The following is a 25,012-nucleotide window of genomic DNA, read 5'->3' as shown; positions in this document are numbered from 1 at the left end:
ATACCAGCTCCACAGGCGTTTCAGCTCTCCGCCAGCCCGGCGGCGAGCACATTCTTGGCCGCGTTCACGTCCCGGTCGTGGACCACGCCGCAGGCGCATGCCCATGCGCGGATGGTCAGCGGCATCTTCTCCCGCAAGGCGCCGCAGGACGAGCACAGCTTGGAGGAGGGGAACCAGCGGCCCACCGCCACCAGGGTGCGCCCGTACCAGGCGGCCTTGTACTCCAGCATCGACCGCAGCTCGCGCCAGCTCGCGTCCGAGATGGCGCGAGCCAGGCGGCGGTTGCGGACCATGTTGCGAACGTTCAGGTCCTCGATCACGACCGTTTGGTTCTCACGGACGAGCCGAGTGGTGACCTTGTGCAGGAAGTCCCTCCTGCGATCGGCGATGCGGGCATGCACCCGCGCCACCTTCAGGCGGGCCTTGGCCCGGTTGTTCGACCCCTTGTCCTTGCGGGCGAGGTTCCGCTGGGCCTTGGCCAGTGTGCGGCGGTCGCGACGCTCGTGCCGGGGATTGGCGATCTTCTCGCCGGACGACAGCGTCACCAGGGCCGTGACCCCCGCGTCGACCCCCACCGACCGCTCCACCGGCGCAAGCGGGACGATCTCCTCCTCCACCAGGATCGACACGAACCAGCGCCCAGCCGCGTCGCGGGACACGGTCACCGTGGACGGCTCCGCCCCCTCGGGAAGCGGGCGCGACCAGCGGATGTCGAGCGGGGCGTCGATTTTCGCCAGCGTCAGTGCGCCGCCGCGCCAGCGGAACGCCGATCGGGTGTACTCGGCCGCGGCCCGCGACCTCTTGCGGGACTTGAACGTCGGATACCCGGCCCGCTTGGCGAAGAAGTTCGCGAAGGCCGCTTGAAGGTGGCGAAGCGCCTGCTGAAGGGGGACCGAGGACACCTCGGACAGGAAGTCGAACTCGCCGCTACGCTTCCACGCCGTCAGCTGCGCCGAGGACTCCGCGTAGGAGACGCGGCCTTCCAGCGCGTAGGCGCGGGTGCGCTCCTGCAGGGCCTTGTTGTAGACGAGGCGGACGCAGCCGAACGTCCGGGCGAGCTCCTCGGCCTGCCCGGACGTCGGATAGAAGCGGTACTTGTAGGCCCGCTTCACGACCTGCGCCACACCTCGCAGCGTACCGAACGATCAGCCAAGAATCGTGTGTTTGTTCGAAACTGCGTTTCTCCTGGCGGCGAAACGCCTGCCCCTGTCCTGCATTGCAGGGGTCCGATTCCTCCCTCCCCTGAAGGCGGGGGTTTCCTCGGAGGTCTTCGATGAAGAACCGCATCCTGGCCCTAGCGGCCGTGTTCGCGCTCGGGGCGTGCGGCACGGCCCAGGAGCCGCAGGCGGCCACGCCGGACGCCCCCGCCGAGCTGACCGTCTGGATCATGGACGGCAGCGTCACGCAGGAGCTGCTGAAGAAGTTCGAGACCGAGTACGAGACCGCGCACCAGGACGTGGACCTCGACATCCAGATCCAGCAGTGGGACGGCATCGGCGAGCGCGTCACCGCGGCCCTGGCCAGCACCGACGCCCCCGACGTGATCGAGGTCGGCAACACCCAGGTCGCCCAGTACAGCGCCAGCGGCGGCGTGACCGACCTGACCGCGAAGGTGGCCGACCTCAAGGGCGAGGACTGGCTGCCGGGCCTCGCGCAGCCGGGCAACGTGGACGGCAAGCAGTACGGCATCCCGTGGTACGCCGCCAACCGTGTGGTCGTCTACAACAAGGAGCTGTTCGAGAAGGCCGGGATCAAGGAGCCGCCCGCCACTCGCGACGAGTGGCTGGACATCACCTCAAAGCTCAACAAAGACGGAAATCAGGGCATTTATCTGACCGGCCAGACCTGGTACGCCCTCGCCGGCTTCGTCTGGGACGAGGGCGGCGACCTCGCCGTCCAGGAGGGCGGCCGGTGGAAGGGCGCGCTCGACACCCCGCAGGCGCTCGCCGCCATGGACTTCTACAAGCGGCTCCAGGCGCTCGGCAAGGGACCCAAGGACGCCGACGAGGCCAACCCGCCGCAGCACGAGGTGTTCGCGCAGGGCAAGGTCGCCCAGATCATCGCCGTGCCCGGCATCGCCGCCCGCGTGCTGGAGGTGGACGCCGGGCTCAAGGACAAGATCGGCTTCTTCACCGTCCCCGGCAAGACGGCCGACAAGCCGGGCACCGTCTTCACCGGCGGCTCCGACCTCGTCATCCCGGCCGCCTCCCAGCATCAGGAGCAGGCGTACGAGGTGGTCAAGGCGCTGGCGGGGGAGCAGTTCCAGACCGAGCTGGCCAAGACCATGAGCTTCGTCCCGAACCGTACCTCGCTGGCCGGCGTGCTCGACGGCGACGAGGGCACCGCCGCCATGGCCAAGGCGGCCGCCAACGGCCGCGCCACCCCCAACACCCCCAACTGGGCCGCCGTCGAGGCCACCTCCGTGATCAAGCAGTACATGACCGCCGTGCTCACCGGCGGCGACCCGGCGGCCGAGGCGAAGAAGGTCTCCGAGTCGATCACCACGACCCTGAACAGCGGATCCTGAATGTGGTCGAGGAGCCGCTCGTACTGGCCCTACCTGCTCATCGCGCCCACGGTGGCGGGCGGGGCCTTCCTCTTGCTCTACCCGCTGCTCAAAGCGCTGCTGATCTCCCTGCAGCACTTCCGCATGGGGGAGCTGATCAGGGGCGGGGCCGCGTTCGTCGGCCTGGACAACTACGCCGAGCTGCTCGGCGGCGAGCAGTTCTGGCAGGTGCTGCTGCGCACGCTGGTGTGGACGGTGATCAACGTGGTGCTCATCGTGGGCCTGGCCACCGGCGTCGCGCTCATGCTCCAGCACCTGCGCCGCGGCCTGCGCCTCGCCCTGATGAGCGCGCTCGCCCTCGCCTGGGCCATGCCGATCATCGCGGCGACCACCGTGTTCCAGTGGTTGTTCCAGTCGGAGCTGGGCATCGTCAACTGGCTGCTGGTCACGCTCGGCTTCGACTCGTTCGCCGGCTACACCTGGTTCGCGAACGGCACCGCCACGTTCGCCGTGCTCGTGGCGCTCGTGGTGTGGCAGTCGGTGCCGTTCGCCGCGCTCACCCTGTACGCCGGCCTCACCACGATCCCCAGTGAGCTGTTCGAGTCGGCCAGGATCGACGGCGGCACCGGCCGGCAGGTGTTCCGCCACGTCACCTTCCCCATGCTCAGGTCGTTGTTCGCGCTCATCACCTCACTGGAGATCATCTGGGTGGCCAAGTGCTTCCCGCAGATCTGGGTGCTCAGCCAGGGCGGCCCCGGCGACGCCACGACCACCCTGCCCGTCTACGCGTTCAAGGTCGCCCGCGTGCTGCACCGCTACGACCTCGGCTCCGCGGTGGCCATCCTGCTGGTGCTCGTGCTCGCCGCCGCCCTGATCAGCAACCTGCGCCGGATGGTCCGCTCATGAGAAGAGTCCTGCTCAACACCACGGCCGTCGCCGTGCTCCTGACCACGATCTTCCCCGTCTACTGGATGTTCCTGACGGCCTTCAAGCCCACCCGCGACATCCAGGCGGCCACACCCATCTTCTGGCCCGCGAACCCGACGCTCGACCACTTCGTCACGGCGGTCAACGCGCCGGGGTTCTGGACGTACTGGCGCAACAGCCTCCTGGTGACCGTGGGCGCGGTGCTGATCGCGCTCGTGGTGGCGCTGCTCGCGGCCTTCGCGGTGGCGCGGATGCGCTGGCGTGGGCGCGGGCCGTTCGTGGTGGCGGTCTTCGCCGCGCAGATGGCGCCGTGGGAGGCGCTGCTGGTGCCGGTGTTCGTCATCGCCCGCGACACCGACCTGCTCGACTCGCTCGCCATGCTGACCGGCGTCTACTTCATGTTCACCTTGCCTTTCACGATCGTGACGCTGCGCGGCTTCCTCGCCGCGATCCCGCCGGAGCTGGAGGAGGCCGCCCAGGTGGACGGGTGCAGCCGCATGACGGCCTTCCGCCGCGTGGTCTTCCCGCTGCTGGCACCCGGCCTGATGGCGACCTCCCTGTTCGGCTTCATCACCGCGTGGAACGAGTTCGCGTTCGTGAACGTGCTCATCATCAAGGCCCAGGACAAGCGCACCCTGCCGGTGTGGCTCTCGTCCTTCAGGGACGTCTTCGGCACCGACTGGGGCGCCACCATGGCCGCCGCCAGCCTGTTCGCCTTACCCGCCCTGCTGCTCTTCCTGTTCCTGCAACGCAACGTCGGCACAGGCATGACAGCGGGCGCCGTCAAAGGCTAGACGGCGCGGGCTCGGGTTCGCGGGGCCAGGTGGACGGGTCGGCCACGCGGACGCCGCGCGGGGGAGTCTCGACCGCCCAGCCCTGGCGTACCAGGAGGGCGACGGCCTGGCGGGCGGTGACCCTGGCGACGCCGTAGTGCCGCGACAGCGTGCCGGCGTCGGGGACCGCGCGGCCCGGCCGCAGCTCGCCGCGGGTGATGCGGGCCGCGACCGCCGCTGCGATCGGCACGTACAGCGCCCTGCTCGGCTTCACCCTGGGCACCCCCGCAGGACCGACGAACGTGCCCTCGCCGCGTACGGTGTGGGCCAGGCCGCGCCTGCGCAGCTCGCGGGCCGCGTTGCGGGCGGTCGTGCGCCCGATGCCGAACTCCTCCTCCAGCGCCGCCTCGCTCGGCAGCGCGTCGCCGACCCCGAACTCCCCGCCCGCGATCCGCTCGCGCAGCACCTCGGCCACCTGGACGTAGAGGGGGACGGGACCGTCACGGTCGAGCATGCTCGTATCGTAGACGTCTGCCTACGGCCGGACAGGCATGATCAGTCCTTCGGCCACTTCTCCTCGGGCGACACATAGCTGCCCCGCTGCGGCACCGTGTAGATCCAGCCCTGCTCGCGCAACAGCGCCATCGCCCTGCGGACGGTCTCGCGGGCCACGTCGTGCTCCTTCACGAGCGCCGTCTCGCCGGGGATGGGCCGCCTTGGACGGTATTTCCCCGCTTTGATGTCGCCCGCTATCTCCGTGGCGATCTGCTGGTAGAGCGGCACTTTGCGCTTCTTGCGCGGCCCGCCCGCCGGCGGCCCGACGAAGGCGCCCTCCCCTTGGACGGTGTAGATGAGCCCTTCCTCACGCAGTACGTGGATCGCGCGCCGGGCCGTCGTCCTGGCGACGCCGAACTCGTACTGGATGTCCGCCTCGCTCGGCACCGGGTCGCCCGCCGACAGATTCTTCAGCCGCTCTCTGAGGATGTTGGCGATCTGGATGTAGACGTGCGTGTCGCCTTCGTAGTCGAGCACGTAGGCAACATAGGCCAACGCGGGCAAGAGTGCCCATATCGCTCTGTCTATCTAGACAGAGTTTCCTGTGCAACCAGACAAGAGCAGACGACCAGAGCTATGGTTCAGGCATGACGATCTGCCCCATCCCAGATGACGACAGGTGTCTGTCGACGCACCTCCCGCCCGCCAACCCCGACTACAAGAAGCTGGTGTGGACCCCCATCCGGCCGATGGGCCACTCCATCCGCGTACGCGACTTCACCTGCCCGTACCAGTCGATCAGCTACGAGCTGTGCGACTACGGCGGCGAGAGCTTCATCCGCAGGACCCGCAGGCACGGCGACGCCTTCTTCGTGGACGAGGCCGCCCGAGGCCGCCGCGCCATCACCACGGCGATGTGGGAGCAACTCTGCTCCGGCGACGCCAGGTGACGACACGTCCTCAGCACGAGTCGGCTTTGTTCCACGGATCGTCAAGAAGCCGATTCATTGCCGGGCGGGTGTCCTGCACGTCGGATGCCCGCCCGGGCGGCGTGTCCGCTTACTTCAGTGCTCCTGAGGTGAGGCCGGCCTGGATTTGGCGTTGGAAGGCCGTGTAGACGATCAGCATCGGGAGGATGGCCAGGGTCAGGGCGGCGAAGAGGGCGGACCAGTCCTGGTCGTAGCCGGCGGCCGTGGAGATGTCGGCGATGCCCATGGTCAGGACCCACTTGTCACGCTCCTGCAGCAGGATGAGCGGGAGCTGGTACTGGTTCCACTGGCCCAGGATGTTGAAGATCGTGATGCTGATGATCCCTGGCCGGGCCATCGGCAGCATGATCTGGAAGAAGACCCGGGTGTGCGAGGCCCCGTCCACCATCGCGGCCTCGCCCACGGCGGTCGGCAGCGTCCTGAAGAACGCCGACAGGAAGAAGACCGTGAAAGGCATCGAGTACGCGATGTAGACCAGCACCACCCCCGCGTGCGTGTTCAGGCCGATGAACGGCCCGATCAGGGGGAGGTTGCCCATGTTCTGCACGACGAAGAACAGCGGCGTCAGCGCCAGATAGACGGGGAACGCCAGCCCCGAGACGAACAGCAGGTAGATGGCCCGGTTCCCGCGGAAGGGATACCGGGCCAGCACGTACGCCGCCATCGATCCGATGAGCATCGTCCCGAACGTACTGAACGACACCACGATGACGCTGTTGAGCATGTACTGCCCGATGTGCGCCTGCTCCCAGGCCCGCGCGAAGTTGTCCCAGCGCAGCGAGGCGGGCAGCGACCAGGCGTCGCCGAAGATCTCGTCCTCGCTCTTGACCGAGGCGAGGAACGTCCACACGATCGGGACCATCACGAGCAGCGTCCAGATCAGCAGGGCCAGGTGCGTCAGCACCCCGAGCGGCCCCAACCGCTTCCTGCGCTCGGCGCGCGCGAGCTTGCGCGAGTTGGCCGCGGTCCACGAGGTCATCGTCGTCACCTAGTACTCGATTCGTTCGCGCCGGGACAGGCGCAGCGACAAGATCGCGAAGCCGACCGTGAAGAAGAACATCACCACGCCCAGAGCCGAGGCATAGCCGAAGCGGAAGTACTCGAAGGCGTTGCGGTAGATCTCGGCGGCCATGACCGTCGTCGAGCGGTCGGGGCCGCCGTGCTGCAGGGTCATCACCCAGACGATGGCGAACACGTCGAGGGCGAGGATGCCGAGATAGACCCAGGCGACCTGCACGGTGTCCCACAGCAGCGGCAGCGTGATGCGGAAGAACAGGCTGATCCGGCTCGCCCCGTCGATCTGCGCCGCCTCGAACATGTCCTTCGGGATGCCGGCGAGGCCGGCGGAGAACAGCACGACGTAGAAGCCGACCGCCTGCCACACCATGACGCTCAGCACCGACCAGAACGCCACGTCGGGGTCGGACAGGAAGCCGACGGGTTCGAGCCCGAGCGCCATCAGCGGCCCGTTCAGCATGCCGCTGCCGTCGGGCCTGAACACCTGCTGGAACAGCACCGCGACCACGGCCACGGCCAGCACCTGCGGGAAGAAGAAGACCACCCGGTAGAACTTCGAGCCGCGAATGCCCGACGTGCCCTGCTTGCCGCCCACGTTCAGCAGGAACGCGAAGAACAGCGCGATCACGATCGTGATCAGCGGCAGCAGCACGAGCAGGGCCGCGTTGTGGGTGACCGCCTTCCAGAACGCGGTGTCGGCGAACAGCCGCTGGAAGTTCTCCAGGCCGATGAACCGCGGCGTGGCCGTCACGCCGCGCCAGTCCGTCATCGCGATGTAGAACGCCTGGACGTACGGGGCAATCACGTACACCAGGTAGAGAATCACCGGGGCTGCCAGGAACGAGGTGATGAACAGCCCGCGGCGATACCTGTTGAAGGTCATCAGCGCTTGTACTTCTTGATCGAGGAGTCGTTCTTGATCTCGTCGGCCTTCTTCTGGATGCGCTCGAGGTACTTGTCGGCGGTGAGGTTGCCGGACATCAGCTCGCCGGTGGCGGCGATGGCCTCGTCCTTGAGCGGGCCGTACCAGTTGAACCAGCGGTAGTAGACGGTGTTGTCGCCGGCGTCCGCGACCGCCTTGGAGGCGCTGGTGACGCCGGGGGAGATGTCGCGGCCCTCGGTGGCGCCCTTGACCACGGTCATGGTGCGGACGAGCGCGCTGAAGTCACCGGCGGCCTTCTTCGACAGCATGGCCCGCAGGTACTCCAGGCCCGCCTGCGAGTGCGCGCTGCGCGAGGAGACGATGAAGTTCTCGCCCGGCTGGGTGTGCAGGGTGCCGTACGGCAGCTTGTCGGAGCCGGTGACGTCGGGGATGGGGAACATGCCGTACTCGAAGTCGTCCGGCGTGGTGGTCTTCTGCTCGTTCTCCAGCCACGAGCCGGACGGCAGCATGGCCACCTTGTACTTGTTCTGGGCGGTCTGCGTCTGTACGTGGTCGAGGCCGGTCGTGCCCTGCATGAGGTATTTGGCACCCACCTCGGCCCAGGCCGCGGCGGCGGTCTTCATGGCCTCCGTCGTCCAGGCGCCGTCCTCAAGGTTGTCGATGTTGACCAGCACCTCGTTGCCGCCGATCTTGGCGGCCATGGTGAGCAGCGGCTCGTACAGGTATTGGGGGAACTTGCCGGCATAGGTGAAGGGCGCCATCTTGCCGGACTTCTTGATGGTCTCGCACAGCGCGAGGAACGCGTCCCAGGTCTTCGGCACCTCCCACTCGTTCTCCCTGAAGACCTTCTGCGAGTACCAGATGCCGTGGATGTAGTTGACGTAGCCCAGCACGCTGAACTTGCCGTCGTACATGCCGATGTCGATGACCGACTGGTCGATGGTGTCGCGGACCTTGACGTTCGGGTCGTCCCAGCTCGGCGCGTCGAGCAGCGGGGTCAGGTCCTGGAGCTGGCCGTCCTGGGAGAGCGCGCCGAAGTCCATGAAGTTCGCGCCCGAGTTGTCGATGACCTCGGGCGGGTTGCCGCCGGCGAAGCGCGGCTGCAGGATCTTCGTGATCTCCTTGGTGGAGTTGTGCTTGATCTCCACGCTCGGATACTTCGACTTGAACAGCGGCTGGTGGATGTTCGTGGCGTACTCCTGGCCGAAGCCGCCGTCGAAGATCCACACCTCCAGCGGCTTGTCGTTGGCCACGCCGAACGGGTTCGCCGCGCTGGTCGCCGCGGGGGCGGCCGAGCTGGACTGCGCCGGCTGGGCGGCCGGGGTGGCGCAGGCGGCCAGTGCGCCCGCCACGGGCACGAGCGCCGCGCCGCGGAGGAGTTCGCGCCTGCTGATACGGGGGGTGTGAGGCATGGTGCTATTCCTGACCTTTCATGGTCCGCTGTGGTGGAGCCCCGTCAGGTGGACGGGGCTTGAGCGATCGACTGAGGGTGGGTCTGGACGCCGGCCGCGGGAGGCCTCGCGCGGGGAGCGTCATTCAGCCTCTCTCCACCCGGTGGCCCTCGACGGCCCTGATCGTGCGTTCGAACGCCTCGTTCGTCCGCTCGTACGTGAGCTGCGCGACCGCCACGTACACCGCGTCCAGCACGAAGAGCTGCGAGTGCACGGCCGCGAGCCCGCCCAGCCTGAACGTGGTCTCCCTGCTCGCGGTGGTCAGCACCAGGTCGGCCAGCTCGGCGAGCGGGGAGCGGGCAAAGGAGGTGACGGCGACGGTCAGCGCGCCGTGGCCGCCCGCCTCGGCGAGCGCCTCCATGACCTCCCTGGTACGCCCGCGGTGGCTGATCCCGATGGCCACGTCGCCCGCCTTCATCAGCGCCGCCTCCGACAGCGCCACGTGGGCGTCGCCCGCGCTCCAGACGGGGATGCCGATGCGGCGCAGCCGCCCTTCGAGCATGGTGGCGACGTTGCCGCTGGTGGAGACGCCGACCAGGAGCACGCGCGGCGCGGCCACGATCGCTGCGGCCACCCGGCCCACCACGTCGAGGTCGAGCTGGGCCGCGGTGTCCTGGATGAGCCGGGTGTCGGCGGCGGCCATCACCTCGATGGCCGCGTCGAGCGGGTCGTCTGGGCCGATCTCGTGGCCGACGCCCGCGCCCCAGCCGGCCTGCGCTGCGCGGCCGGTCTCGGTGGCCAGCGCGACCCGCAGCTCGGCGTAGCCGGAGAACCCGAAGGCCCGGCAGAACCTGGTCACGGTCGCGGGCGAGCTGCCCGCACGTTCGGCCAGCGCGATGATGGTCGAGCGCGCGGCCTCGGCCGGATCGCCGAGGATCACCTCGCCGACCCTGCGTAGGGCCTCCGGCAAGCCGGGTAGTTCTGTTTCGACGCGCCCGAGCGCTCCTGAAGTCACGAATATTCCTTCCGAATACCCGGTCTTCTGGCGAAAATTATTCTTGCTTACCGGTCGCGTCAACCCCCAGACTCGTTCCGTGACTGAATCGCTAGTGGTCGGTGTCGATGCCGGCGCCACCTCCACGCGGGTGTCCGTGCACACGCTCGACGGCCGGCGGGTGGGGTACGCGCGGGCCGCCGCCGGCAACCCGACCGCCCACGGGCTCGCCAAGGCCGTCGCCGCGATCGGCGCCGCGCTGAAGGAGGCGCTGGACTCGCTCGACGGGAGCCGCGTCGTCGCCTCGCTGGCGGGTGTGGCCGGGCACACGCCCGCGATGGTGCCCGAGCTGGCCGAGCTCTGGATCGCCCACGGCATCCCCCGGCCGCCCGGCTACGTCCGTGACGTGACCGTCGCCTACGCCGCCGGGTCCGCCGAGCCCGACGGCTCGCTGCTGCTGTCGGGTACGGGCGCGGTGGCCACCCGGGTGGCGGGTTTCGAGGTGGCCGACATCGCGGACGGTCTGGGCTGGCTGCTCGGCGACCTGGGCTCCGGCTTCTGGATCGGCCGCGAGGCGGCCAAGGCCGTCATCGCGTCCCTGGACCGGGGCCACCTCCCGGCCGTTGGCGACATCCTGACCGATCTGGTCCTCACCCATGTGCTCGGTCAGGAACGGCCCGAGACCCCGCGTGCGATCGCCGATCGGGTCGTGCGGCTGGCGCAGGCCGACCACATGGGGCTGGCCGCCCTGGCGGCGCTGGTCAGCGAGGCCGCCGCGGCCGGTGACCCGGTGGCGGAGGGGATCGTCGGGCGGGCGGCCGGGCACCTGGTGGACACGCTGCGGCGGGTGCACGTGTCCGGGCCCGTGGTGCTCGCGGGCAGCGTGCTGACCAACGACGGGCCCGTGCGTGACGCGGTCACGGAGCTGCTGGCCGGTGAGCGGGTCGCGACGGCCAGGGACGGCGCGGGGGCGGCGGCCTGGCTCGCCGCCCGGCCGCTGCTCACCGAGCACGAAGCCGCCGCCCGCCACGCCGCCTTCACCACCGCCCCCTAGAGCTCCGCCCGCCGCGCCGTCTCCACCGCCGCCCCTAGAGCTCCGCCCGCCGCGCCGCCTTCACCGCCGCCCCCTAGAGCTCCACGCGGAGGCGGCGGGTGGCGGTGATCACGTTGGTCAGCGACGCCTCCACCTCCTCGTACGTCCTCGTCTTCAGGCCGCAGTCCGGGTTGACCCACACGCGCTCGACCGGGAGAGCCTCGACGGTCCTGCGCAGGAGGGCCTCGACCTCGTCCACGGCGGGGACGCGGGGTGAGTGGATGTCGTACACGCCGGGGCCGAGCCCGCGCCCGAACCCCGGGACCGAGCCGAGGATGCGGCCGCCGGAGCGGGCGGACTCGATGGTGGTGACGTCGGCGTCCAGGCCGTCGATGGCGGCGAGGATCTGGTCGGCGTCGGAGTAGCACAGGTGGGTGTGGATCTGGGTGCGGTCGCTCGCCCCCGACGTGGCCCGCCGGTACGCCGCCACCGCCCACCTCAGGTAGTCGGACTGGGCGGCGCGGCGCAGCGGCAGCAGCTCGCGCAGGGCCGGTTCGTCCACCTGGATGATCCGCAGGCCGGCCGCCTCCAGGTCGCGCACCTCGTCCCTGATCGCGTCGGCCACCTGGAACACCACGTCGCGCAGCGGCAGGTCGTCACGGACGAACGACCAGGCCACGATCGTGACGGGCCCGGTGAGCATGCCCTTGACCGGCCGGTCCGTCAGCGACTGCGCGTACGTGGCCCACCGCACGGTGATCGGGGCGGGCCTGGCGACGTCGCCGTGCAGGATCGGGGGCCGCGTACAACGAGAGCCGTAGGACTGCACCCAGCCGTTCGCGGTGACCGCGAACCCGTCGAGGTGCTCGGCGAAGTACTGCACCATGTCGTTGCGCTCCGGCTCGCCGTGCACGAGGACGTCGAGCCCGAGCCGTTCCTGCAGCCGGATCACCCGCTCGATCTCGGCCTCGACCCGCCGCTCGTAGTCCGCCTGCGACAGCGTCCCTGCCACCACCGCCGCGCGGGCCGCGCGCAGCTCGCCGGTCTGCGGGAACGAGCCGATCGTGGTGGTCGGCAGCGGCGGCAACGTGAGCTGCGCGGCGGCCCGTACGGCATACGGCCCGCGCTCCTCCAGCGCCACAGGAGCGGCCGGCGGGACGGACACCTCAGTGATGGGCCCGGCGGCGGGGCGGTCCGCCGCGGCGAGTGCCACCACCTCGGCCACCTTCTCCTCGGCGAAGGCCAGCCGCTCCTTCAGCGCCGGGTCCAGGCCGGGCTCGGCGGCCAGCGTGTAGGGGACGTGCAGCAGCGAGCACGAGGTGGAGACGGTGACCCGGGAGGCGCGGACGGCCGCGAGGGCCGCCAGCGCGCGCTCCTGCGAGGTCCGCCACACGTCGCGCCCCGACACCACGCCCGCGACCACGGTCTTGCCGGTCAGATCGACGGCGGGGACGCCGCCGCGCACCAGGTCGAGCCCGAGGGCCTCCACGGGCGTGCCGGCCAGCACCGGCAGCGCCTCCCCGAGGTCGCCGTAGGGCGCGGCCACCAGCAGTGCGGGCCGCGCCGCCGCGGCGCCCAGCCGCTCGTACGCCCGCCGCACGGCGTCGAGCTCCTCCGGCGTCCGGTCACCGACCAGCGCGGGCTCGTCGAGCTGCACCCAGGCGACCCCTTCGGCGGCGAGCGCCGCCAGCAGCTCCTCATAGGGCCCGAGCACCTCGTCGAGCCGGTCCAGCGCCCCGCCCAGCAGCAGGAAGGTGACCGGCCCCACCACCACGGGCCGCGTCTCGTACCCCAGGGCCCGCGCCTCGCGCACCTCGCCGAGGGGTTTGGCCGCGTCCAGCTCGAACACCGTCTCAGGCCCGATCTCCGGCACGATGTAGTGGTAGTTCGTGTCGAACCACTTCGTCATCCGGAGCGGCGCCAGCTCCTCGGTGCCCCTGGCCATCGCGAAATAGGGGTCGGCCGCGTCGCGATACCGCTTCGGCACCGCCCCCAGCAGCACCGCCGTGTCCAGCACGTGGTCGTACAGGGAGAAGGTGTTGGACGGCAGCCCGTCGAGCCCCAGCTCGGCCAGCCGCCGCCAGGTGCTCTCGCGCAGCTCGGCGCCCACCCGGTCGAGCTCGGCCCGGGTGGACCGCCCGGCCCAGTACGACTCCAGCGCCCGCTTCAGCTCCCTGCGCGGCCCGATCCTCGGGTGACCGAGCACCGTGGAGGCGGGGAAGACGGCGGTTGGGGACATGGGTTTCGACTCCCTCAGCAAGGACGATCAGATCCCTGGCATGGTGCCGACCCGCCGCCACGTCGTGCACCATGTATTGGTGCTGCTTATGCTCAGGGAGATCCAGTGCTTCACGCGGGTGGCCGAGCGGCTGAGCTTCTCGGCCGCGGCGGCCGACCTGGGGATGTCCCAGCCGGCGATGAGCCAGGCCGTCACCCGGCTCGAACGCGCCACCGGCACCAGGCTGTTCGAGCGCAGCGCCCGCGAGGTGCGGCTCACCGCCCAGGGCAAGGCGCTGCTCGCGTACGCGGAGCAGGTGATCGAGTCGGTACGCGCGTTCGGCGACGAAGCGGCCAGGCTGGCCAGACCAACCATTCACCTGGCTTATCCACCGCTCGTCGGCGCACTGGCGGCCAGGATCGCCAGACGGCTCGCGAGCCGCACCCCGTCCATCGGGGTCGAGCTGCGCGCGGCGGGCCGGACGGCCGCGGCACGGGCGCTGGCCGATCACGAGGTGTCGGCCGCGATCCTGGCGACGCCGGCGCCGGCCCAGTTCGTCACGGCGGCCAGGTTCCACGTCACGGTGGACCACCTGGCCGTGCCCGCCGGGCACCGGCTGGCCGCGCGCCCCAAGGCGAGCGCCGCCGACCTGGGCGGCGAGGTGCTGCTGACCCCGGCGAGCCGCCCGTGGCAGGGGCTGCCGGGCAGGCCGCGGCTGGTGGCCGACGACGACTTCGCCGCCGCGCTCGACCTGGTGGCGGCCGGCGCCGGGCTGCTGCCCATCCCGCACCTGCTGGTGCGCACGGTCCGGCGCGACGACGTGCGGTTCGTGCCGCTGGAGGCGGGCGGGCTGCGCATCACGTACGCGCTGGCCTGGTCGAGGGAGCGGGTCACCCCTGAGCTGATGGCCCTCGTCCAGGCCGTGCAGGACGCGCTGTGGACCCGCTAGGAGGCGGGCACGTTCTTCAGCGCCTCGCGCTTGCTGAGCCCCGTCAGGCCCTTCGCCCGCACGTAGCGGACGACCTCGGCGGGGTTGACCTTGGCGTATTCGCGTAACGCCCAGCCGATCGCCTTACGGGCGAAGAACTCGTTGTCGGACAGGCTCGGCTCGATGCACGCGTAGAGCAGGGCCGTGTCGGTGCGTTCCTTGAAGCGGTTCTGGCACAGGATGGCCGTGCGCCGCTTCCACAGGTCGGCGTCGTGGGCCCACTCGAGCATCATCGGGCGCATGGAGTCGGGGTAGGTGGCGAGCAGGTGGCCGATGCGATGCGTGGCCAGCTCGTCGACCAGGTCCCACCAGGCACCGGTGACGATCATCTCCTCGTACATGGGGACCGTGTAGAGGGTCTGGTAGTCGCGGTAGAGGTGGTGGCCGGACAGCTCGATGGCGGCGTAGCGCTCCTCGCGGTATTCGGCCTCCCGCCACAGCGACAGCACCGCGCGCCGCCACTCGGGCGCGCTCTCCAGCCGGTGCTCGCCGAACACCACCCGCAGCACCGACCGCCTGGGCACCGCCTTCACGCCGAGGAACGGCATCTCCGACTTCATGTAGGCCCGCATGGTCTCGGCCTTGCCGGGCTCGGCCACTTCCTGCAGTGCCAGCCGCACCGCCTTGCCGAGGCTCATCCCTTGTGCGTGGTGCGGTCGCCCGTGGCGATGCCGTCGAAGAGCACGGTGATGTAGTGCTCGGCCAGCCCGGCCGTGTTGAGCCTGCCGCCTGGACGGAACCAGCGCACCGCCACCCAGATCGTGTCGCGGATCATCCGGTAGGTCAGCTTGGGGTCGACGTCGGCCCGCAGCAGCCCGGCCGCCTGCCCCGCCTTGATCTGCGAGACCCAGATCTGCTCGACCTCGTCCTCGGCCTTGACCAGGTAGTTGAAGCGCTCGAACTGGCGCAGGTAGTTCCAGTCGTTCTGCATCACGGTGATGGCCGAGCGGTGGGGCTCCAGCGTGCCGAAGCCGATGCGGACCATCTCCTCCAGCACCGCGCGCGGGTCGGGGCTCGAGTCGAGCGCGGCGCGGTAGCGGGCGAGGAGGTCGTCGAGGAAGGTGGACAGCACCTCGTCGACGATCGTCTCCTTGGAGTCGAAGTGGTGGTAAAGACTGCCGGAGAGGATGCCGGCCTCGTTGGCGATCTCGCGTACGGTCGTGGCCTGGAAGCCCTTGCGCGCGAAGAGCTCCGCGGCGAGCTTGACGAGGTGGTCACGGCGCTCTGACGCGGACCCCGATGAGGTCGCGCGCTGGCGCTTCGCCGGGGCGGTGGTGGTGCCGGAGTTCTTTCGCGTCGTCACGTCACCATTATGAGCCCTCAGACAATCGCTTGTTCACACAACAGTGCCAGCTCATACGGCGTTCCCGGCTAGACCAAGCGCTTGTTACGATGCGGAGATGAGCGAGGCGTACATCGTCGGCGCCGTCCGCACCCCGGTCGGGCGCAGGAACGGCGGCCTGTCCGCGGCCCACCCCGCCGACCTCGGGGCCCACGTGCTGAAGGAGCTGATGGCCCGCACGGACGCCGATCCGGCGGCCGTGGACGACGTGATCTTCGGCTGCGTGGACACGATCGGCCCGCAGGCGGGGGACGTCGCGCGTACCTGCTGGCTGGCCGCCGGCCTGCCGGAACAGGTGCCCGGGGTCACCGTGGACCGGCAGTGCGGCTCCTCGCAGCAGGCGCTGCACTTCGCCGCCCAGGCCGTGCTGTCCGGCACCGCCGACCTGGTGGTGACGGGCGGCGTGCAGAACATGTCCATGGTGCCCATCTCCGCCGCCATGCTCGCGGGCCGGCCGCTCGGGCACGAGACGCCGTTCTCGGGCTCCAAGGGCTGGACCGAGCGGTACGGCACCCGCGAGGTCTCCCAGTTCGCCGGCGCCGAGATGATCGCCGAGCGCTGGGAGCTGTCGCGCGAGGAGATGGAGCGGTACGCCTACGGCTCGCACCGCAGGGCTCTGGACGCCATCGACGCCGGTCGCTTCGGCCGCGAGATCGCCCCGTACGAGGGGGCCACCACCGACGAGGGCCCGCGCAGGGACACCACCCTGGACAAGATGGCCGCGCTCAAGCCCCTGACCGAGAGCGGCCGCCTGACCGCCGCGCTGGCCTCGCAGATCTCCGACGGCGCCGCCGCCCTGCTCGTCGCCTCGCCCCGGGCCGTACGCGAGCACGGCCTGACCCCGCGCGCCCGCGTCCACCACCTGTCGGCCCGCGGCGACGACCCGATCACGATGCTGTCGGCTCCCATCCCGGCCACCGCGCACGCGCTGCGCGTCACCGGCATGGAGATCGGCGACTTCGACGTCATCGAGATCAACGAGGCGTTCGCGTCCGTCGTCCTGGCCTGGACCAAGGAGACCGGCGCCGACCCGGCCCGCGTCAACCCCAACGGCGGCGCCATCGCGCTCGGCCACCCGCTCGGCGCGACCGGCGCGGTGCTGGCCGTCAAGCTGCTGCACGAGCTGGAGCGCACCGGCGGCAGGTACGGCCTGCAGGTGATGTGCGAGGGCGGGGGACAGGCGAACGTCACCGTCGTCGAACGCCTGGCGGAGTCAGGATGACGACATGGCCGACCCGTTCACGCTGGGCGTCGCCTCCGGCGAGCCGATGCCCGACGGCGTGCTGCTCTGGACCCGATTAGCCGTCGATCCCCTCGCCACCGACCCCGCCCGGCCCGGCGGCATGCCGCCGAGGGCCGTCGAGGTGGACTGGCAGCTCGCCGAAGACGAGCGCTTCACGCGGGGCCTGCGCCAAGGGCGCGTCGACGCGCTGCCGGCGTGGGCGCACAGCGTGCACGTCAGGGTGGCCGGGCTGGCGCCCGGCACCGACTACTTCTACCGGTTCAGGGCCGGCGCCGAGCAGAGCCCCGTGGGCCGCACGAGGACCGCCGACGACCCGGGCTCCACCCGTCCCGTACGCTTCGCGGTCGCCTGCTGCCAGCGCTGGGAGCACGGCCACTACACCGCCTACCGCCATCTCGCCGCCGAGCGACCCGACGTGATCTTTCACGTCGGCGACTACATCTACGAGTCGCCGCAGTCGGCCGCCGTCGTCCGCGCGCTGGGCCCGCTGCCCGGCGAGGCCAACACCCTGCGCGAGTACCGCCTGCGCTACGCCCGCTACCGCACCGACCCCGGCCTGCGGGCCGCCCACGCCGCCGCGCCCTGGGTGCCGACCTGGGACGACCACGAGGTGCTCGACAACTACCGGGGCCGGGGTGACGGGTCCGCGGGGTTCCTGCGCCGGCGGGAGGTGGCCTATCGGGCGTACTACGAGAACCAGCCCATCAGGGTGCGGCCGCAGGGCGGCGGGCTGCAGATGTACCGCAGGCGGACGTACGGGACGGTCGCCGACTTCATGGTGCTCGACACCCGCCAGCACCGGGACGCCACCACCATGCTCGGGGCGGCGCAGGAGGCGTGGCTGCTCGACCGGCTGCGCGGCTCGCCGGCGCGGTGGCGGGTGCTGGTGCAGCCGCTGTTCTTCGCCCGCCGGTTCGTGCCGGGGCCGGCGCCGAACCTGCCTACGGACTCGTGGGACGGCCACCAGGCCGAGCGCGCCCGCATCCTGGCGGCGGGCGCCCCTGGCCTGGTGGTGGTCAGCGGCGACGTGCACAACGCCTGGGCGGGTGAGCTGAAGGCCGACTTCCTCGACCCCGGCTCGGCGACGGTGGGCGCGGAGTTCGTGTGCTCGTCGATCAGCAGCAGGCCGCCCGCCACGGACGGCCCCGCGGTGCTGGCCGCGAACCCGCACCTCAAGTTCTTCGACGGCCGCCGCGGCTACCTGTCGTGCGTCGCGGACCCAGGGGAGCTGCGGGTGGCCTTCCGCGCGGTGGACTTCGTGGACCGCAGGGACGCGCCCGTACGGACAGTGGCGGAGTTTCGCATCGACGGGAGCGGGTTGACGTCAGAAAATGCCTCTAGCAAATAGGAAACTTTCCTATTAGATTGCGTTGCATGTCCCTCAGCGGTGACCTGCTTCGCCTCGCCGACGCCGTGCTCTTCCCCGGCTTCACCGGCCACACCCCGCCCGACTGGCTGCGCCGCCGGCTCGGCGCCGGGCTCGCCGGCGTCGCGCTGTTCTCCCGCAACATCGCCGATCCCGGCCAGCTCGCCCGGCTCACCGCCGCGCTGCGCGCGGAGAACCCCTCGGTGCTCATCGGTACCGACGAGGAGTCGGGCGAGGTCACCAGGCTGGAGGTGGCCACCGGCAGCAGCAGGCCCGGCGGGTACGCGCTCGGCGTCGTGGACGACGTACGGCTCACCGAGGCCCTGGCCCGCGACCTCGGCCACGACCTGGCCAGGGCCGGCATCACCATCGACTTCGCCCCCTCGGCCGACGTCAACTCCAACCCCGACAACCCCGTCATCGGCCTGCGCGCCTTCGGCGCCGACCCGTCCCTGGTCGCCCGGCACACCCGCGCGTTCGTCCGCGGCCTGCAGTCCGCCGGGGTGGCCGCCACCGCCAAGCACTTCCCCGGGCACGGCGACACCACCGTCGACTCCCACCACGGCGTGCCCGTCGTCGCCGAGAGCGGGATCCAGGACGCGCTGCACCCGTTCCGCGAGGCCATCGACGAGGGCGTCAAGGTGATCATGACCGGGCATCTGCTCGTGCCGTCGTACGACGCCGAGCGGCCCGCCACGCTCAGCCCCAAGGTGCTCACCGGGCTGCTGCGCGAGGAGCTCGGGTTCGACGGGCTGATCATCACCGACGGCATCGAGATGGCGGCCGTGTCGGAGGCGTACGGGATCGGCGGCGCCTCCGCCCGAGCCCTGGCCGCCGGGGCCGACGCCATCTGCGTCGGCGGCGAGCACGCCGACGAGGCCACCGCCGACGGTGTCCGCGACGCGATCGCGACCGCCGTCACCACCGGACTGCTGCCCGAGGAGCGGCTGGCCGACGCCGCTCGAAGGGTCCGCGAGCTGGCCGGCTGGACCGCCTCCTCGGGCAGCCGGGGCCACTCCGGCGGCGGAGTCGGTCTTGAGGCGCCCCGCCATTCCGACGGCAGGATGGGCCTGGAGGCGACCCGCCACTTCGACGGAGGGGTCGGCCTTGAGGCGGCCCGCCGTGCCGTCCGCGTCACCCGCCGCTCCACCGCGACCGTGCTGCCCATCGGACCTGCGCCGCACGTCGTCGAGCTGGCCCCCGAGATGAACCTGGCCATCGACAAGGCCACCCCGTGGGGCGTCGGGGAGCCGCTCGCCCGCCTGCGGCCCGGCACCACCGTCACCCGCCTCACCGCCGGCTCGGCCACGGGGGCCGAGCTGGACCGCCTGCTCGCGCTCGCCGCCGACCGTCCCCTGGTCGTGGTCGTCAGGGACGCGCACCGGCACCCCTGGCAGGCCGAGGCGCTGCGGCACCTGCTCGGCGTCCGTCCCGAAGCCGTCGTGGTCGAGATGGGGCTGCCCGTACGGTCCGATTCGGGCGGCGTGCACATCGCCACGTACGGGTCCGCCCGGGTCTGCGGACAGGCCGCCGCCGAGGTGCTGACTGGTAGCCTCTGACGGTGATCTTCGACGGCGCCGACCTCTCCCACCAGGCGCTGGCCGAGCGGCTCTCCTCCGACGAGACCCACGTCTTCCGCGAGTGCGACCTCACCGAGGCCGACCTGTGGGGCGCGCCGCTGGCCGGCGCCCGCTTCGAGTCGTGCGTCCTGGAGGGCGCCGACCTCCGCAAGGCCGACCTCGACGGGGCCGTGTTCACCGGCGGGGGCGGCATGCGCATCCGCTTCGCCGACGCCGACCTCATCGACGCCCGCTTCACCGACGTCGACCTGTCCTCCGCGCAGTTCGGCGGGGCGTTGCTGACCGACGCGTCGTTCACCGGCTGCCGCATGATCGGCGCCATGCTCACCGGCTCGCGCGGCACCGGCTTCACGCTGTCCCGCTGCAACCTGACCCTCGCCAACCTCGGCGGCTGCTCACTGCGCGGCGAGACCATCGAAGGCGTCCGCTTCGACGACGCCGACCTCTCGGGCTGCGACTTCACCGAGGCGACCTTGGTGGATTGCCGCCTCCGAGGCACCCGCCTCCTCAGCACCAAGTTCGCGAAGGCCGACCTGAGAGGCGCCGACCTCGGCGAACCGGACGACACCAAACTCCGCGCCTTCTCCGGCGCCATCATCACCCAGTCCCAGGCCGCCGCCATCCTCGCCGCCCGCGGCATCACCGTCCTCTAGTCAAGGGAGACGGGCGAGGGTGGTTTCGGCCTCTGCCATGATGCGTTCGATCAGTTCCTGACACGACGGCAGGTCGTCCAGCACCGAGACCACCTGGCCGGACGCCATCACTCCCAGATCCGCCCGCCCCTCGACCATGGCCGCCCGCAGCAGCACCGGCGTGTTGGCGGCCTGGAGCACCTGGGCCCACGTCAGTTCCCGCCCGCGCCGCATACGCCGCCCCTCGCGCAGCAGCGACCCCCACGACAGCCCTGAGAGCCGCTTGAAGCGCGCCGCGTTGACCACCGCCCGTACGAGCCGCGACCGCTCAAGGGAGGCCACGAACGGGGTGTGCAGGACCCGGTGCGGGACCCCGTCCACGTTCCTGGTCACGACGGTCTCCCGGGCCGCCAGGTAGAACCGCTTCACCTCGTCGGGCACCGGCGAGTCGCTGGTCAGCAGGAAGCGGGTGCCCATGGCGATCCCGCAGGCCCCGTACGCGAGCGCCGCCACCAGCCCCCGCCCGTCGAAGAACCCGCCGGCCGCGACGACCGGGAGGTCGACCGCGTCCACCACCTGCGGCAGCAGCAGCGTGGTCGCAAGGGGCCCGGTGTGCCCGCCGCCCTCGCCGCCCTGCACGATGACCGCGTCCGCCCCCCACCCCGCCACCTTCTCGGCGTGCCGCCGCGCCCCCACCGACGGGATGACGACGACCCCGGCGTCCTTGAGCCGCGCGATCAGCTCAGGGCGCGGCGCCAGCGCGAAAGACGCCACCCGCACCCCCTCCCTGACCAGCACCTCCACCCGTTCGGCCGCGTCGTCGGCGTCGGCGCGCAGGTTCACCCCGAAGGGCGCGTCGGTACGCTCCTTCACCCGCCTGACGGCCGCCGTCATCTCGGGCACCGACATGGTGGCCGCCCCGATGACGCCGAGCCCACCGGCCCGTGACGTGGCGGCGGCGAGCCGGGCGCCCGCGACGTACCCCATGCCGGTCTGCACGATCGGGTACCGGCAGCCGACGAGCGAGGTCAGCGCGGTCCTCACGCCGGCACCTCTCGGTCGCGCAGCCGGCCGGGGTCGAGGCGCCCGAGCACCCGCAGCTCCTCGGCGGCCGGCTCCCGCGTACGGGGAACGTCCCCGTCGGCCCCGGCCAGCTCGAACCCCGTCGCCGCCACCACGTCGGCCACGCTCACCCCCGGATGCACCGACACCAGCCGCATCGTCCCGCCCGGGCCGGAGAAGTCGAGGACGGCTAGGTTCGTCACGACGCGGCGCAGCTCGTACGCGCCCCGGTCGGTGCCGATGCCGCTCACCATGTCCACCTCGGGCACGAACACCCGCCGCCCGTGCATGGGGATCCAATAGCTGGTCGGGTCGCAGCGCGTGTTGCCCGGCGCCCCGCGCACCCCCAGGAGCTGCGCCTTGGGATGCGCCCAGTCGCCGACGCAGGAGATGTTCGTGTTGCCGTACCGGTCGATCTGGCTCGCGCCGAGCATGACGTGCCGGCGTCCGTTCAGCACCAGCCACAGGTGGTCGCGGAACGGCAGCCACCCCTCCACCACCTCGGGCTCCGCCCCCAGCGCGGGCACGTCGCCGGTGAGCAGGCAGACGCCGTCGCTGGTGAGCAGATCGGGCTCGAACGTCAGCCGCGCCAGCCGCGCCGCCAGCACCGTGACGGGCCCGCCGATCCCGGCCGCCAGGATCTCCCCGTCCCCCCTGAACGCCTCCGCGCACGCCACCACGCACACGTCGGCCCGCGTCACGGTCGTGGTCGTCGTCTCAGCCGAGCCGCTCACGGTAGTCCTCCCAAGGAGCCTCGGCGTACACCCGCTGCTCCGCCTCGTCGCGCCCGTAGTCGGGCTCGCACGAGGTGAAACCCGCACCGCGCGGCGCCTCCACCACCCCCGCCACCATCGACCGGCTGATCAGCAACGACTGCACCGGGCCCTCCTTGAGCAGGTCGGCCGGGTCGACCAGCCGCTCGCACGAGACGTAACACCGCGCCGCCGCCTTGGCGTAGAGGTCGTCGAAGTACGGATCGGGCCCCAGGTACTGGGCGTTGCCCCGCGCGTCGGCCCTGTTGAGGTGGACGAGCGCCACGTCCATGGTCAGCGCGGGCACCGCGACAAGTTCCTCTCCATCCCCGTACGGCGACCGCACCGTCCGCAGCTCCGGGTTGACCCGCAGCACGTCGGAGCCGAGCCCCGCCCGCGTCGGCAGGAACGGCAGCCGGTGCGCCCCCGCCAGCAGCCCGAACATGAACATGCCTTCGTCGTACTCGGTGAACGCGATCTCGCCGCGCTGCCTGGCCCGCCGGAAATGCGGCTCCAGGGGGATGGTGTCGAGCGTGACGAACGGGGCCACCACCCTGCGCACCTTCCCCGCCGCGCAGAGCATGCCGACGTCGGGGCCGCCGCAGGAGACGATCGTGAGGTCGCGTACGGGGGAGCGGAGCAGGGCCGACACCAGCGCCATGGGCTTGCGCCGGGACCCCCAGCCGCCGATCCCGACCGTCATGCCGCTCTCCACCTGGCCGGCCACGTCGGAGGCCGTCATCACCTTGCTCACGCGAACCGCTCCCGGTGCCGGTCGGCGACGCCCATCAGGTTCAGCTCGAAGGTGAAGCCCTGCTCGAAGCGGTAGCTGCGGTTGACGTCGATCGGGTCGATGCCGTTGAGCGACTCCTTGGCGCGGCGGATCACGTACGGGTCCTTGGCGGCGATCTGCCCGGCCACCTCCATGGCGGCGTCCCGCAGCTTGTCGCGCGGCACCACCTCCAGCACCGACCCGAACGCGTGCAGCTGCGCCGCCGTCGCGTTCCTGCACGTGTAGACCATCGCCCGCATCAGATGGCCGGGCACCAGCCTGGCCAGGTGGGTGGCGGCGCCGAGCGCGCCCCTGTCGACCTCGGGCAGCCCGAAGTAGGCGTCCTCGCTGGCCACCACCACATCCGCGTTGCCCGCCAGCCCGATGCCGCCGCCCAGGCAGTGGCCGTGCACGGCGGCGATCACGGGAACGGCGCACTCGTAGACGGCGGCGAAGGCCGCGTGGCAGGCACGGTTGGCCCCGACCAGGGCGGTGAAGCCGTCGGCGTCGCGCATCTCCTTGATGTCCACCCCGGCGTTGAACCCGCGGCCCTCGGCCCGCAGCACGACCACCCTGGTCGCGGGGTCGTCGCCGGCCGTGCGCAGGGCCCGCGCCAGCTCCTCCCAGTGGCGTACGGCCAGCGCGTTCACCGGCGGCACGTCCACGACCACCTCCGCGACGGGCCCGTCCAGCAGCGAGATCCCCATCCACTCTCCTCCACCTAACGCTTGCTTGGTACGGTAGCACCCGTGACCGTCTCTTACGACTACGCGGGCAAGCACGTCCTGGTGACGGGCGGCACCCGCGGCATCGGCGCCGGCATCGCCAGGGCCTTCCAAGCCGCCGGCGCCACCGTCACCATCTGCGCCCGCACCCCACCCCCGGCAAACGACTCGCAACCCCCTCAGGCAGATCCGCGGGCCCCTCGGGCAGATCCGCGACCACCTCCCGCGCATCCAGCGGAAGATCCGCGGCCTCTTCGCGCAGATCCAGGAGGAGACCCGCGGCCCCCTCATGCGGAGTCGCGGGGAGGGTCGCGGGGTCTTTGCGTGGACCCGGGGGAGGACCGGCGGCCCCCTCGTGCGGAGTCGCGGGAAGAGCCGCGGGCTTCTCGCGTGGACCCGGGGGAAGACCCGAGGCCCCCTCGTGCGGGAGCGGATCCTGGGGGAGGGTCATGGTCTCCTCACGCATACCTAGGGGAAGATCCGCGGGTGCCGCGTGTGAGTCCGGGGGAAGGGCCGCGGGCTTCTTGCGCGGATCTGGGGGGAGAGTTGCCGGCTCCTCGGTTCGTGCGGGCCGACGTGCGGGTGCCTGAGGACGTGGAGCGGCTGATCTCCGGGTTCGAGCGGCTCGACGTGGTGGTCAACAACGCCGGCGGGTCGCCGCCCGCGCCGCTGGCGGGCACCTCGCCGCGCCTGCACGCCAAGGTCATCGAGCTCAACCTGACGGCCCCGCTGCTGGTGGCGCAGCGCGCGTACCCGCTGCTCGCCGCCGTGGGCGGGGCCGTCGTGATGATCGGCAGCGCCAGCGGGGCCAGGCCGTCGCCGGGCACCGCCGCGTACGGCGCCGCCAAGGCCGGGCTGCACCACCTGGCCCGCTGCCTGGCCGCGGAATGGGCGCCCCACGTCCGCGTGAACACGGTCGTCGTCGGCCTGGCCGCCACCCCCGACGCTTCGGCCCACTACGGCGGCCGCGACGTGGACGCCTCCGCGATCCCGGCCGGCCGCCCGGCCACCCCGGAGGACGTCGCCGCCGCCTGCCTGTGGCTGGCCGCCCCGGGCTACGTGACCGGCGCCGAAGTCCGGGTGGACGGCGGCGGCGAAGTCCCCGCCTGGCACCTCCTCACCACCACCCCACCTTGACCGCCTACTTCGAAGGGCGCCCACCCCGCGCCTATGGGAAGCCACCGGGGCGTCACTCCGTGCCTATGGGTGCTGTCCGGAGGCGCTCGCTCCGCGTCTCTGGGGAGCCGTACGGGCGGGGCCGGCGCCGTGCCTGCGGGGAGTCGCGTGGGTGGCGTCCATGCCGTGCCTTGCTCTCGGAGGGTGG

25 protein-coding genes are annotated in these 25,012 nt (G+C 71.4%); 11 read left to right on the top strand and 14 right to left on the bottom strand.

The features are described 5' to 3' along the window. Positions 1-20 precede the first annotated feature (20 nt). Complete coding sequence (locus AB0K18_RS39390) at positions 21-1,124, bottom strand: RNA-guided endonuclease TnpB family protein (protein WP_364925456.1); 1,104 nt, start codon at positions 1,122-1,124, stop codon at positions 21-23. A gap of 149 nt (positions 1,125-1,273) precedes the next feature. Between AB0K18_RS39390 and AB0K18_RS39385 the strand changes: the two genes are divergently transcribed. Genes AB0K18_RS39385 through AB0K18_RS39375 form a run of 3 tightly spaced genes read left to right on the top strand, consistent with a single transcriptional unit; the run spans position 1,274 to position 4,227 of the window. Continuing rightward, on the top strand, positions 1,274-2,527 hold the full coding sequence (locus tag AB0K18_RS39385; protein ID WP_364925453.1) for an extracellular solute-binding protein: 1,254 nt from the start codon (positions 1,274-1,276) through the stop codon (positions 2,525-2,527). Next, complete coding sequence (locus AB0K18_RS39380; protein WP_355423510.1) at positions 2,528-3,412, top strand: sugar ABC transporter permease; 885 nt, start codon at positions 2,528-2,530, stop codon at positions 3,410-3,412. Continuing rightward, complete coding sequence (locus AB0K18_RS39375; protein WP_364925449.1) at positions 3,409-4,227, top strand: carbohydrate ABC transporter permease; 819 nt, start codon at positions 3,409-3,411, stop codon at positions 4,225-4,227. Before AB0K18_RS39380 ends, AB0K18_RS39375 begins: the two co-directional genes overlap by 4 nt. On the opposite strand, the gene AB0K18_RS39370 is transcribed toward AB0K18_RS39375, so the two are convergent. Continuing rightward, entirely contained in the window at positions 4,217-4,720 is a 504-nt protein-coding gene (locus AB0K18_RS39370; protein ID WP_364925446.1) for a GntR family transcriptional regulator, read from the bottom strand. The genes AB0K18_RS39375 and AB0K18_RS39370 overlap by 11 nt on opposite strands. A gap of 41 nt (positions 4,721-4,761) precedes the next feature. Beyond that, positions 4,762-5,238 carry a winged helix-turn-helix domain-containing protein gene (locus AB0K18_RS39365; RefSeq protein ID WP_355423501.1) on the bottom strand — a complete coding sequence of 159 codons (477 nt, stop codon included), beginning with the start codon at positions 5,236-5,238 and terminating at the stop codon, positions 4,762-4,764. 110 nt (positions 5,239-5,348) lie between these two features. Here AB0K18_RS39365 and AB0K18_RS39360 point away from each other — a divergent pair, with 110 nt between their 5' ends. After that, complete coding sequence (locus AB0K18_RS39360; RefSeq protein ID WP_364925443.1) at positions 5,349-5,651, top strand: hypothetical protein; 303 nt, start codon at positions 5,349-5,351, stop codon at positions 5,649-5,651. A gap of 109 nt (positions 5,652-5,760) precedes the next feature. Here AB0K18_RS39360 and AB0K18_RS39355 read toward each other — a convergent pair whose 3' ends face one another. From AB0K18_RS39355 to AB0K18_RS39340, 4 genes are all read right to left on the bottom strand, one after another. Continuing rightward, positions 5,761-6,669, bottom strand: coding sequence for a carbohydrate ABC transporter permease (locus AB0K18_RS39355; RefSeq protein ID WP_364925440.1), 909 nt, complete (start codon positions 6,667-6,669; stop codon positions 5,761-5,763). Positions 6,670-6,678: 9 nt separating this feature from the next. Continuing rightward, the gene (locus AB0K18_RS39350) at positions 6,679-7,590 is read right to left on the bottom strand and encodes a sugar ABC transporter permease (protein ID WP_364925437.1); all 912 of its coding nucleotides are present in this window, start codon (positions 7,588-7,590) and stop codon (positions 6,679-6,681) included. Next, positions 7,590-9,002 carry an N-acetylglucosamine/diacetylchitobiose ABC transporter substrate-binding protein gene (gene ngcE, locus AB0K18_RS39345; protein ID WP_364925435.1) on the bottom strand — a complete coding sequence of 471 codons (1,413 nt, stop codon included), beginning with the start codon at positions 9,000-9,002 and terminating at the stop codon, positions 7,590-7,592. Before ngcE ends, AB0K18_RS39350 begins: the two co-directional genes overlap by 1 nt. A gap of 124 nt (positions 9,003-9,126) precedes the next feature. Further along, entirely contained in the window at positions 9,127-9,996 is an 870-nt protein-coding gene (locus AB0K18_RS39340; RefSeq protein ID WP_364380518.1) for a MurR/RpiR family transcriptional regulator, read from the bottom strand. A gap of 79 nt (positions 9,997-10,075) precedes the next feature. Between AB0K18_RS39340 and AB0K18_RS39335 the strand changes: the two genes are divergently transcribed. Further along, on the top strand, positions 10,076-11,029 hold the full coding sequence (locus AB0K18_RS39335) for a BadF/BadG/BcrA/BcrD ATPase family protein (RefSeq protein WP_364925431.1): 954 nt from the start codon (positions 10,076-10,078) through the stop codon (positions 11,027-11,029). Positions 11,030-11,102: 73 nt separating this feature from the next. Here AB0K18_RS39335 and metE read toward each other — a convergent pair whose 3' ends face one another. Beyond that, on the bottom strand, positions 11,103-13,247 hold the full coding sequence (gene metE / locus AB0K18_RS39330; protein ID WP_364925428.1) for a 5-methyltetrahydropteroyltriglutamate--homocysteine S-methyltransferase: 2,145 nt from the start codon (positions 13,245-13,247) through the stop codon (positions 11,103-11,105). On the opposite strand from metE, the gene AB0K18_RS39325 reads away from it, so the two are divergent. Beyond that, positions 13,246-14,175 carry a LysR family transcriptional regulator gene (locus AB0K18_RS39325; RefSeq protein ID WP_364925425.1) on the top strand — a complete coding sequence of 310 codons (930 nt, stop codon included), beginning with the start codon at positions 13,246-13,248 and terminating at the stop codon, positions 14,173-14,175. The two genes, metE and AB0K18_RS39325, sit on opposite strands and share 2 nt — an antisense overlap. Here the strand turns inward: AB0K18_RS39325 and AB0K18_RS39320 are convergent. Further along, entirely contained in the window at positions 14,172-14,852 is a 681-nt protein-coding gene (locus AB0K18_RS39320) for a DNA alkylation repair protein (protein WP_364925422.1), read from the bottom strand. The genes AB0K18_RS39325 and AB0K18_RS39320 overlap by 4 nt on opposite strands. Then, a complete protein-coding gene (locus AB0K18_RS39315; protein WP_355423472.1) occupies positions 14,849-15,517 on the bottom strand; it encodes a TetR/AcrR family transcriptional regulator in 669 nt (222 codons plus the stop codon). Before AB0K18_RS39315 ends, AB0K18_RS39320 begins: the two co-directional genes overlap by 4 nt. A gap of 97 nt (positions 15,518-15,614) precedes the next feature. Here AB0K18_RS39315 and AB0K18_RS39310 point away from each other — a divergent pair, with 97 nt between their 5' ends. The 4 genes from AB0K18_RS39310 to AB0K18_RS39295 are packed head-to-tail and all read left to right on the top strand — an operon-like array spanning position 15,615 to position 20,398. Then, positions 15,615-16,778, top strand: coding sequence for an acetyl-CoA C-acetyltransferase (locus AB0K18_RS39310; RefSeq protein ID WP_364925418.1), 1,164 nt, complete (start codon positions 15,615-15,617; stop codon positions 16,776-16,778). A gap of 4 nt (positions 16,779-16,782) precedes the next feature. Then, positions 16,783-18,147: an alkaline phosphatase D family protein gene (locus tag AB0K18_RS39305; protein ID WP_364925416.1), complete on the top strand. Its 1,365-nt coding sequence runs from the start codon at positions 16,783-16,785 to the stop codon at positions 18,145-18,147. Positions 18,148-18,173: 26 nt separating this feature from the next. Then, entirely contained in the window at positions 18,174-19,724 is a 1,551-nt protein-coding gene (locus tag AB0K18_RS39300) for a glycoside hydrolase family 3 N-terminal domain-containing protein (protein ID WP_364925413.1), read from the top strand. Between the two features lie 2 nt (positions 19,725-19,726). Next, on the top strand, positions 19,727-20,398 hold the full coding sequence (locus AB0K18_RS39295; RefSeq protein WP_364925410.1) for a pentapeptide repeat-containing protein: 672 nt from the start codon (positions 19,727-19,729) through the stop codon (positions 20,396-20,398). On the opposite strand, the gene AB0K18_RS39290 is transcribed toward AB0K18_RS39295, so the two are convergent. The 4 genes from AB0K18_RS39290 to AB0K18_RS39275 are packed head-to-tail and all read right to left on the bottom strand — an operon-like array spanning position 20,399 to position 23,670. After that, the gene (locus AB0K18_RS39290; protein ID WP_364925407.1) at positions 20,399-21,421 is read right to left on the bottom strand and encodes a nitronate monooxygenase; all 1,023 of its coding nucleotides are present in this window, start codon (positions 21,419-21,421) and stop codon (positions 20,399-20,401) included. It lies immediately after the preceding gene. After that, the gene (locus tag AB0K18_RS39285; protein WP_364925404.1) at positions 21,418-22,173 is read right to left on the bottom strand and encodes a CoA-transferase; all 756 of its coding nucleotides are present in this window, start codon (positions 22,171-22,173) and stop codon (positions 21,418-21,420) included. The genes AB0K18_RS39290 and AB0K18_RS39285 overlap by 4 nt, the downstream gene beginning before the upstream one ends. Then, positions 22,157-22,933 carry a CoA-transferase gene (locus AB0K18_RS39280; protein WP_364925673.1) on the bottom strand — a complete coding sequence of 259 codons (777 nt, stop codon included), beginning with the start codon at positions 22,931-22,933 and terminating at the stop codon, positions 22,157-22,159. The genes AB0K18_RS39285 and AB0K18_RS39280 overlap by 17 nt, the downstream gene beginning before the upstream one ends. Positions 22,934-22,941: 8 nt before the next feature. Beyond that, on the bottom strand, positions 22,942-23,670 hold the full coding sequence (locus AB0K18_RS39275) for an enoyl-CoA hydratase family protein (RefSeq protein ID WP_364925401.1): 729 nt from the start codon (positions 23,668-23,670) through the stop codon (positions 22,942-22,944). 42 nt (positions 23,671-23,712) lie between these two features. Between AB0K18_RS39275 and AB0K18_RS39270 the strand changes: the two genes are divergently transcribed. Then, a complete protein-coding gene (locus tag AB0K18_RS39270; protein WP_364925398.1) occupies positions 23,713-24,825 on the top strand; it encodes an SDR family oxidoreductase in 1,113 nt (370 codons plus the stop codon). The last annotated feature ends 187 nt before the right edge of the window (positions 24,826-25,012 follow it).

The sequence above is a fragment of the Nonomuraea sp. NPDC049421 genome (genome assembly GCF_040677005.1).
Taxonomy (GTDB): Bacteria; Actinomycetota; Actinomycetes; order Streptosporangiales; family Streptosporangiaceae; genus Nonomuraea; species Nonomuraea salmonea.
This window is presented reverse-complemented; position numbering and strand designations above follow the sequence as displayed.

What these genes read in the sequence shown, in the direction of transcription:
- AB0K18_RS39305 (WP_364925416.1), top strand. Translation starts at nt 16,783, where the DNA reads ATGGCCGACCCGTTCACGCTGGGCGTCGCCTCCGGCGAGCCGATGCCC.
- AB0K18_RS39380 (WP_355423510.1), top strand. Translation starts at nt 2,528, where the DNA reads ATGTGGTCGAGGAGCCGCTCGTACTGGCCCTACCTGCTCATCGCGCCC.
- AB0K18_RS39385 (WP_364925453.1), top strand. Translation starts at nt 1,274, where the DNA reads ATGAAGAACCGCATCCTGGCCCTAGCGGCCGTGTTCGCGCTCGGGGCG.
- AB0K18_RS39360 (WP_364925443.1), top strand. Translation starts at nt 5,349, where the DNA reads ATGACGATCTGCCCCATCCCAGATGACGACAGGTGTCTGTCGACGCAC.
- AB0K18_RS39310 (WP_364925418.1), top strand. Translation starts at nt 15,615, where the DNA reads ATGAGCGAGGCGTACATCGTCGGCGCCGTCCGCACCCCGGTCGGGCGC.
- metE (WP_364925428.1), bottom strand. Translation starts at nt 13,247, where the DNA reads ATGTCCCCAACCGCCGTCTTCCCCGCCTCCACGGTGCTCGGTCACCCG.
- AB0K18_RS39300 (WP_364925413.1), top strand. Translation starts at nt 18,174, where the DNA reads ATGTCCCTCAGCGGTGACCTGCTTCGCCTCGCCGACGCCGTGCTCTTC.
- AB0K18_RS39370 (WP_364925446.1), bottom strand. Translation starts at nt 4,720, where the DNA reads ATGCTCGACCGTGACGGTCCCGTCCCCCTCTACGTCCAGGTGGCCGAG.
- AB0K18_RS39275 (WP_364925401.1), bottom strand. Translation starts at nt 23,670, where the DNA reads ATGGGGATCTCGCTGCTGGACGGGCCCGTCGCGGAGGTGGTCGTGGAC.
- AB0K18_RS39280 (WP_364925673.1), bottom strand. Translation starts at nt 22,933, where the DNA reads ATGACGGCCTCCGACGTGGCCGGCCAGGTGGAGAGCGGCATGACGGTC.
- AB0K18_RS39325 (WP_364925425.1), top strand. Translation starts at nt 13,246, where the DNA reads ATGGGTTTCGACTCCCTCAGCAAGGACGATCAGATCCCTGGCATGGTG.
- AB0K18_RS39350 (WP_364925437.1), bottom strand. Translation starts at nt 7,590, where the DNA reads ATGACCTTCAACAGGTATCGCCGCGGGCTGTTCATCACCTCGTTCCTG.
- AB0K18_RS39375 (WP_364925449.1), top strand. Translation starts at nt 3,409, where the DNA reads ATGAGAAGAGTCCTGCTCAACACCACGGCCGTCGCCGTGCTCCTGACC.
- AB0K18_RS39320 (WP_364925422.1), bottom strand. Translation starts at nt 14,852, where the DNA reads ATGAGCCTCGGCAAGGCGGTGCGGCTGGCACTGCAGGAAGTGGCCGAG.
- AB0K18_RS39355 (WP_364925440.1), bottom strand. Translation starts at nt 6,669, where the DNA reads ATGACCTCGTGGACCGCGGCCAACTCGCGCAAGCTCGCGCGCGCCGAG.
- ngcE (WP_364925435.1), bottom strand. Translation starts at nt 9,002, where the DNA reads ATGCCTCACACCCCCCGTATCAGCAGGCGCGAACTCCTCCGCGGCGCG.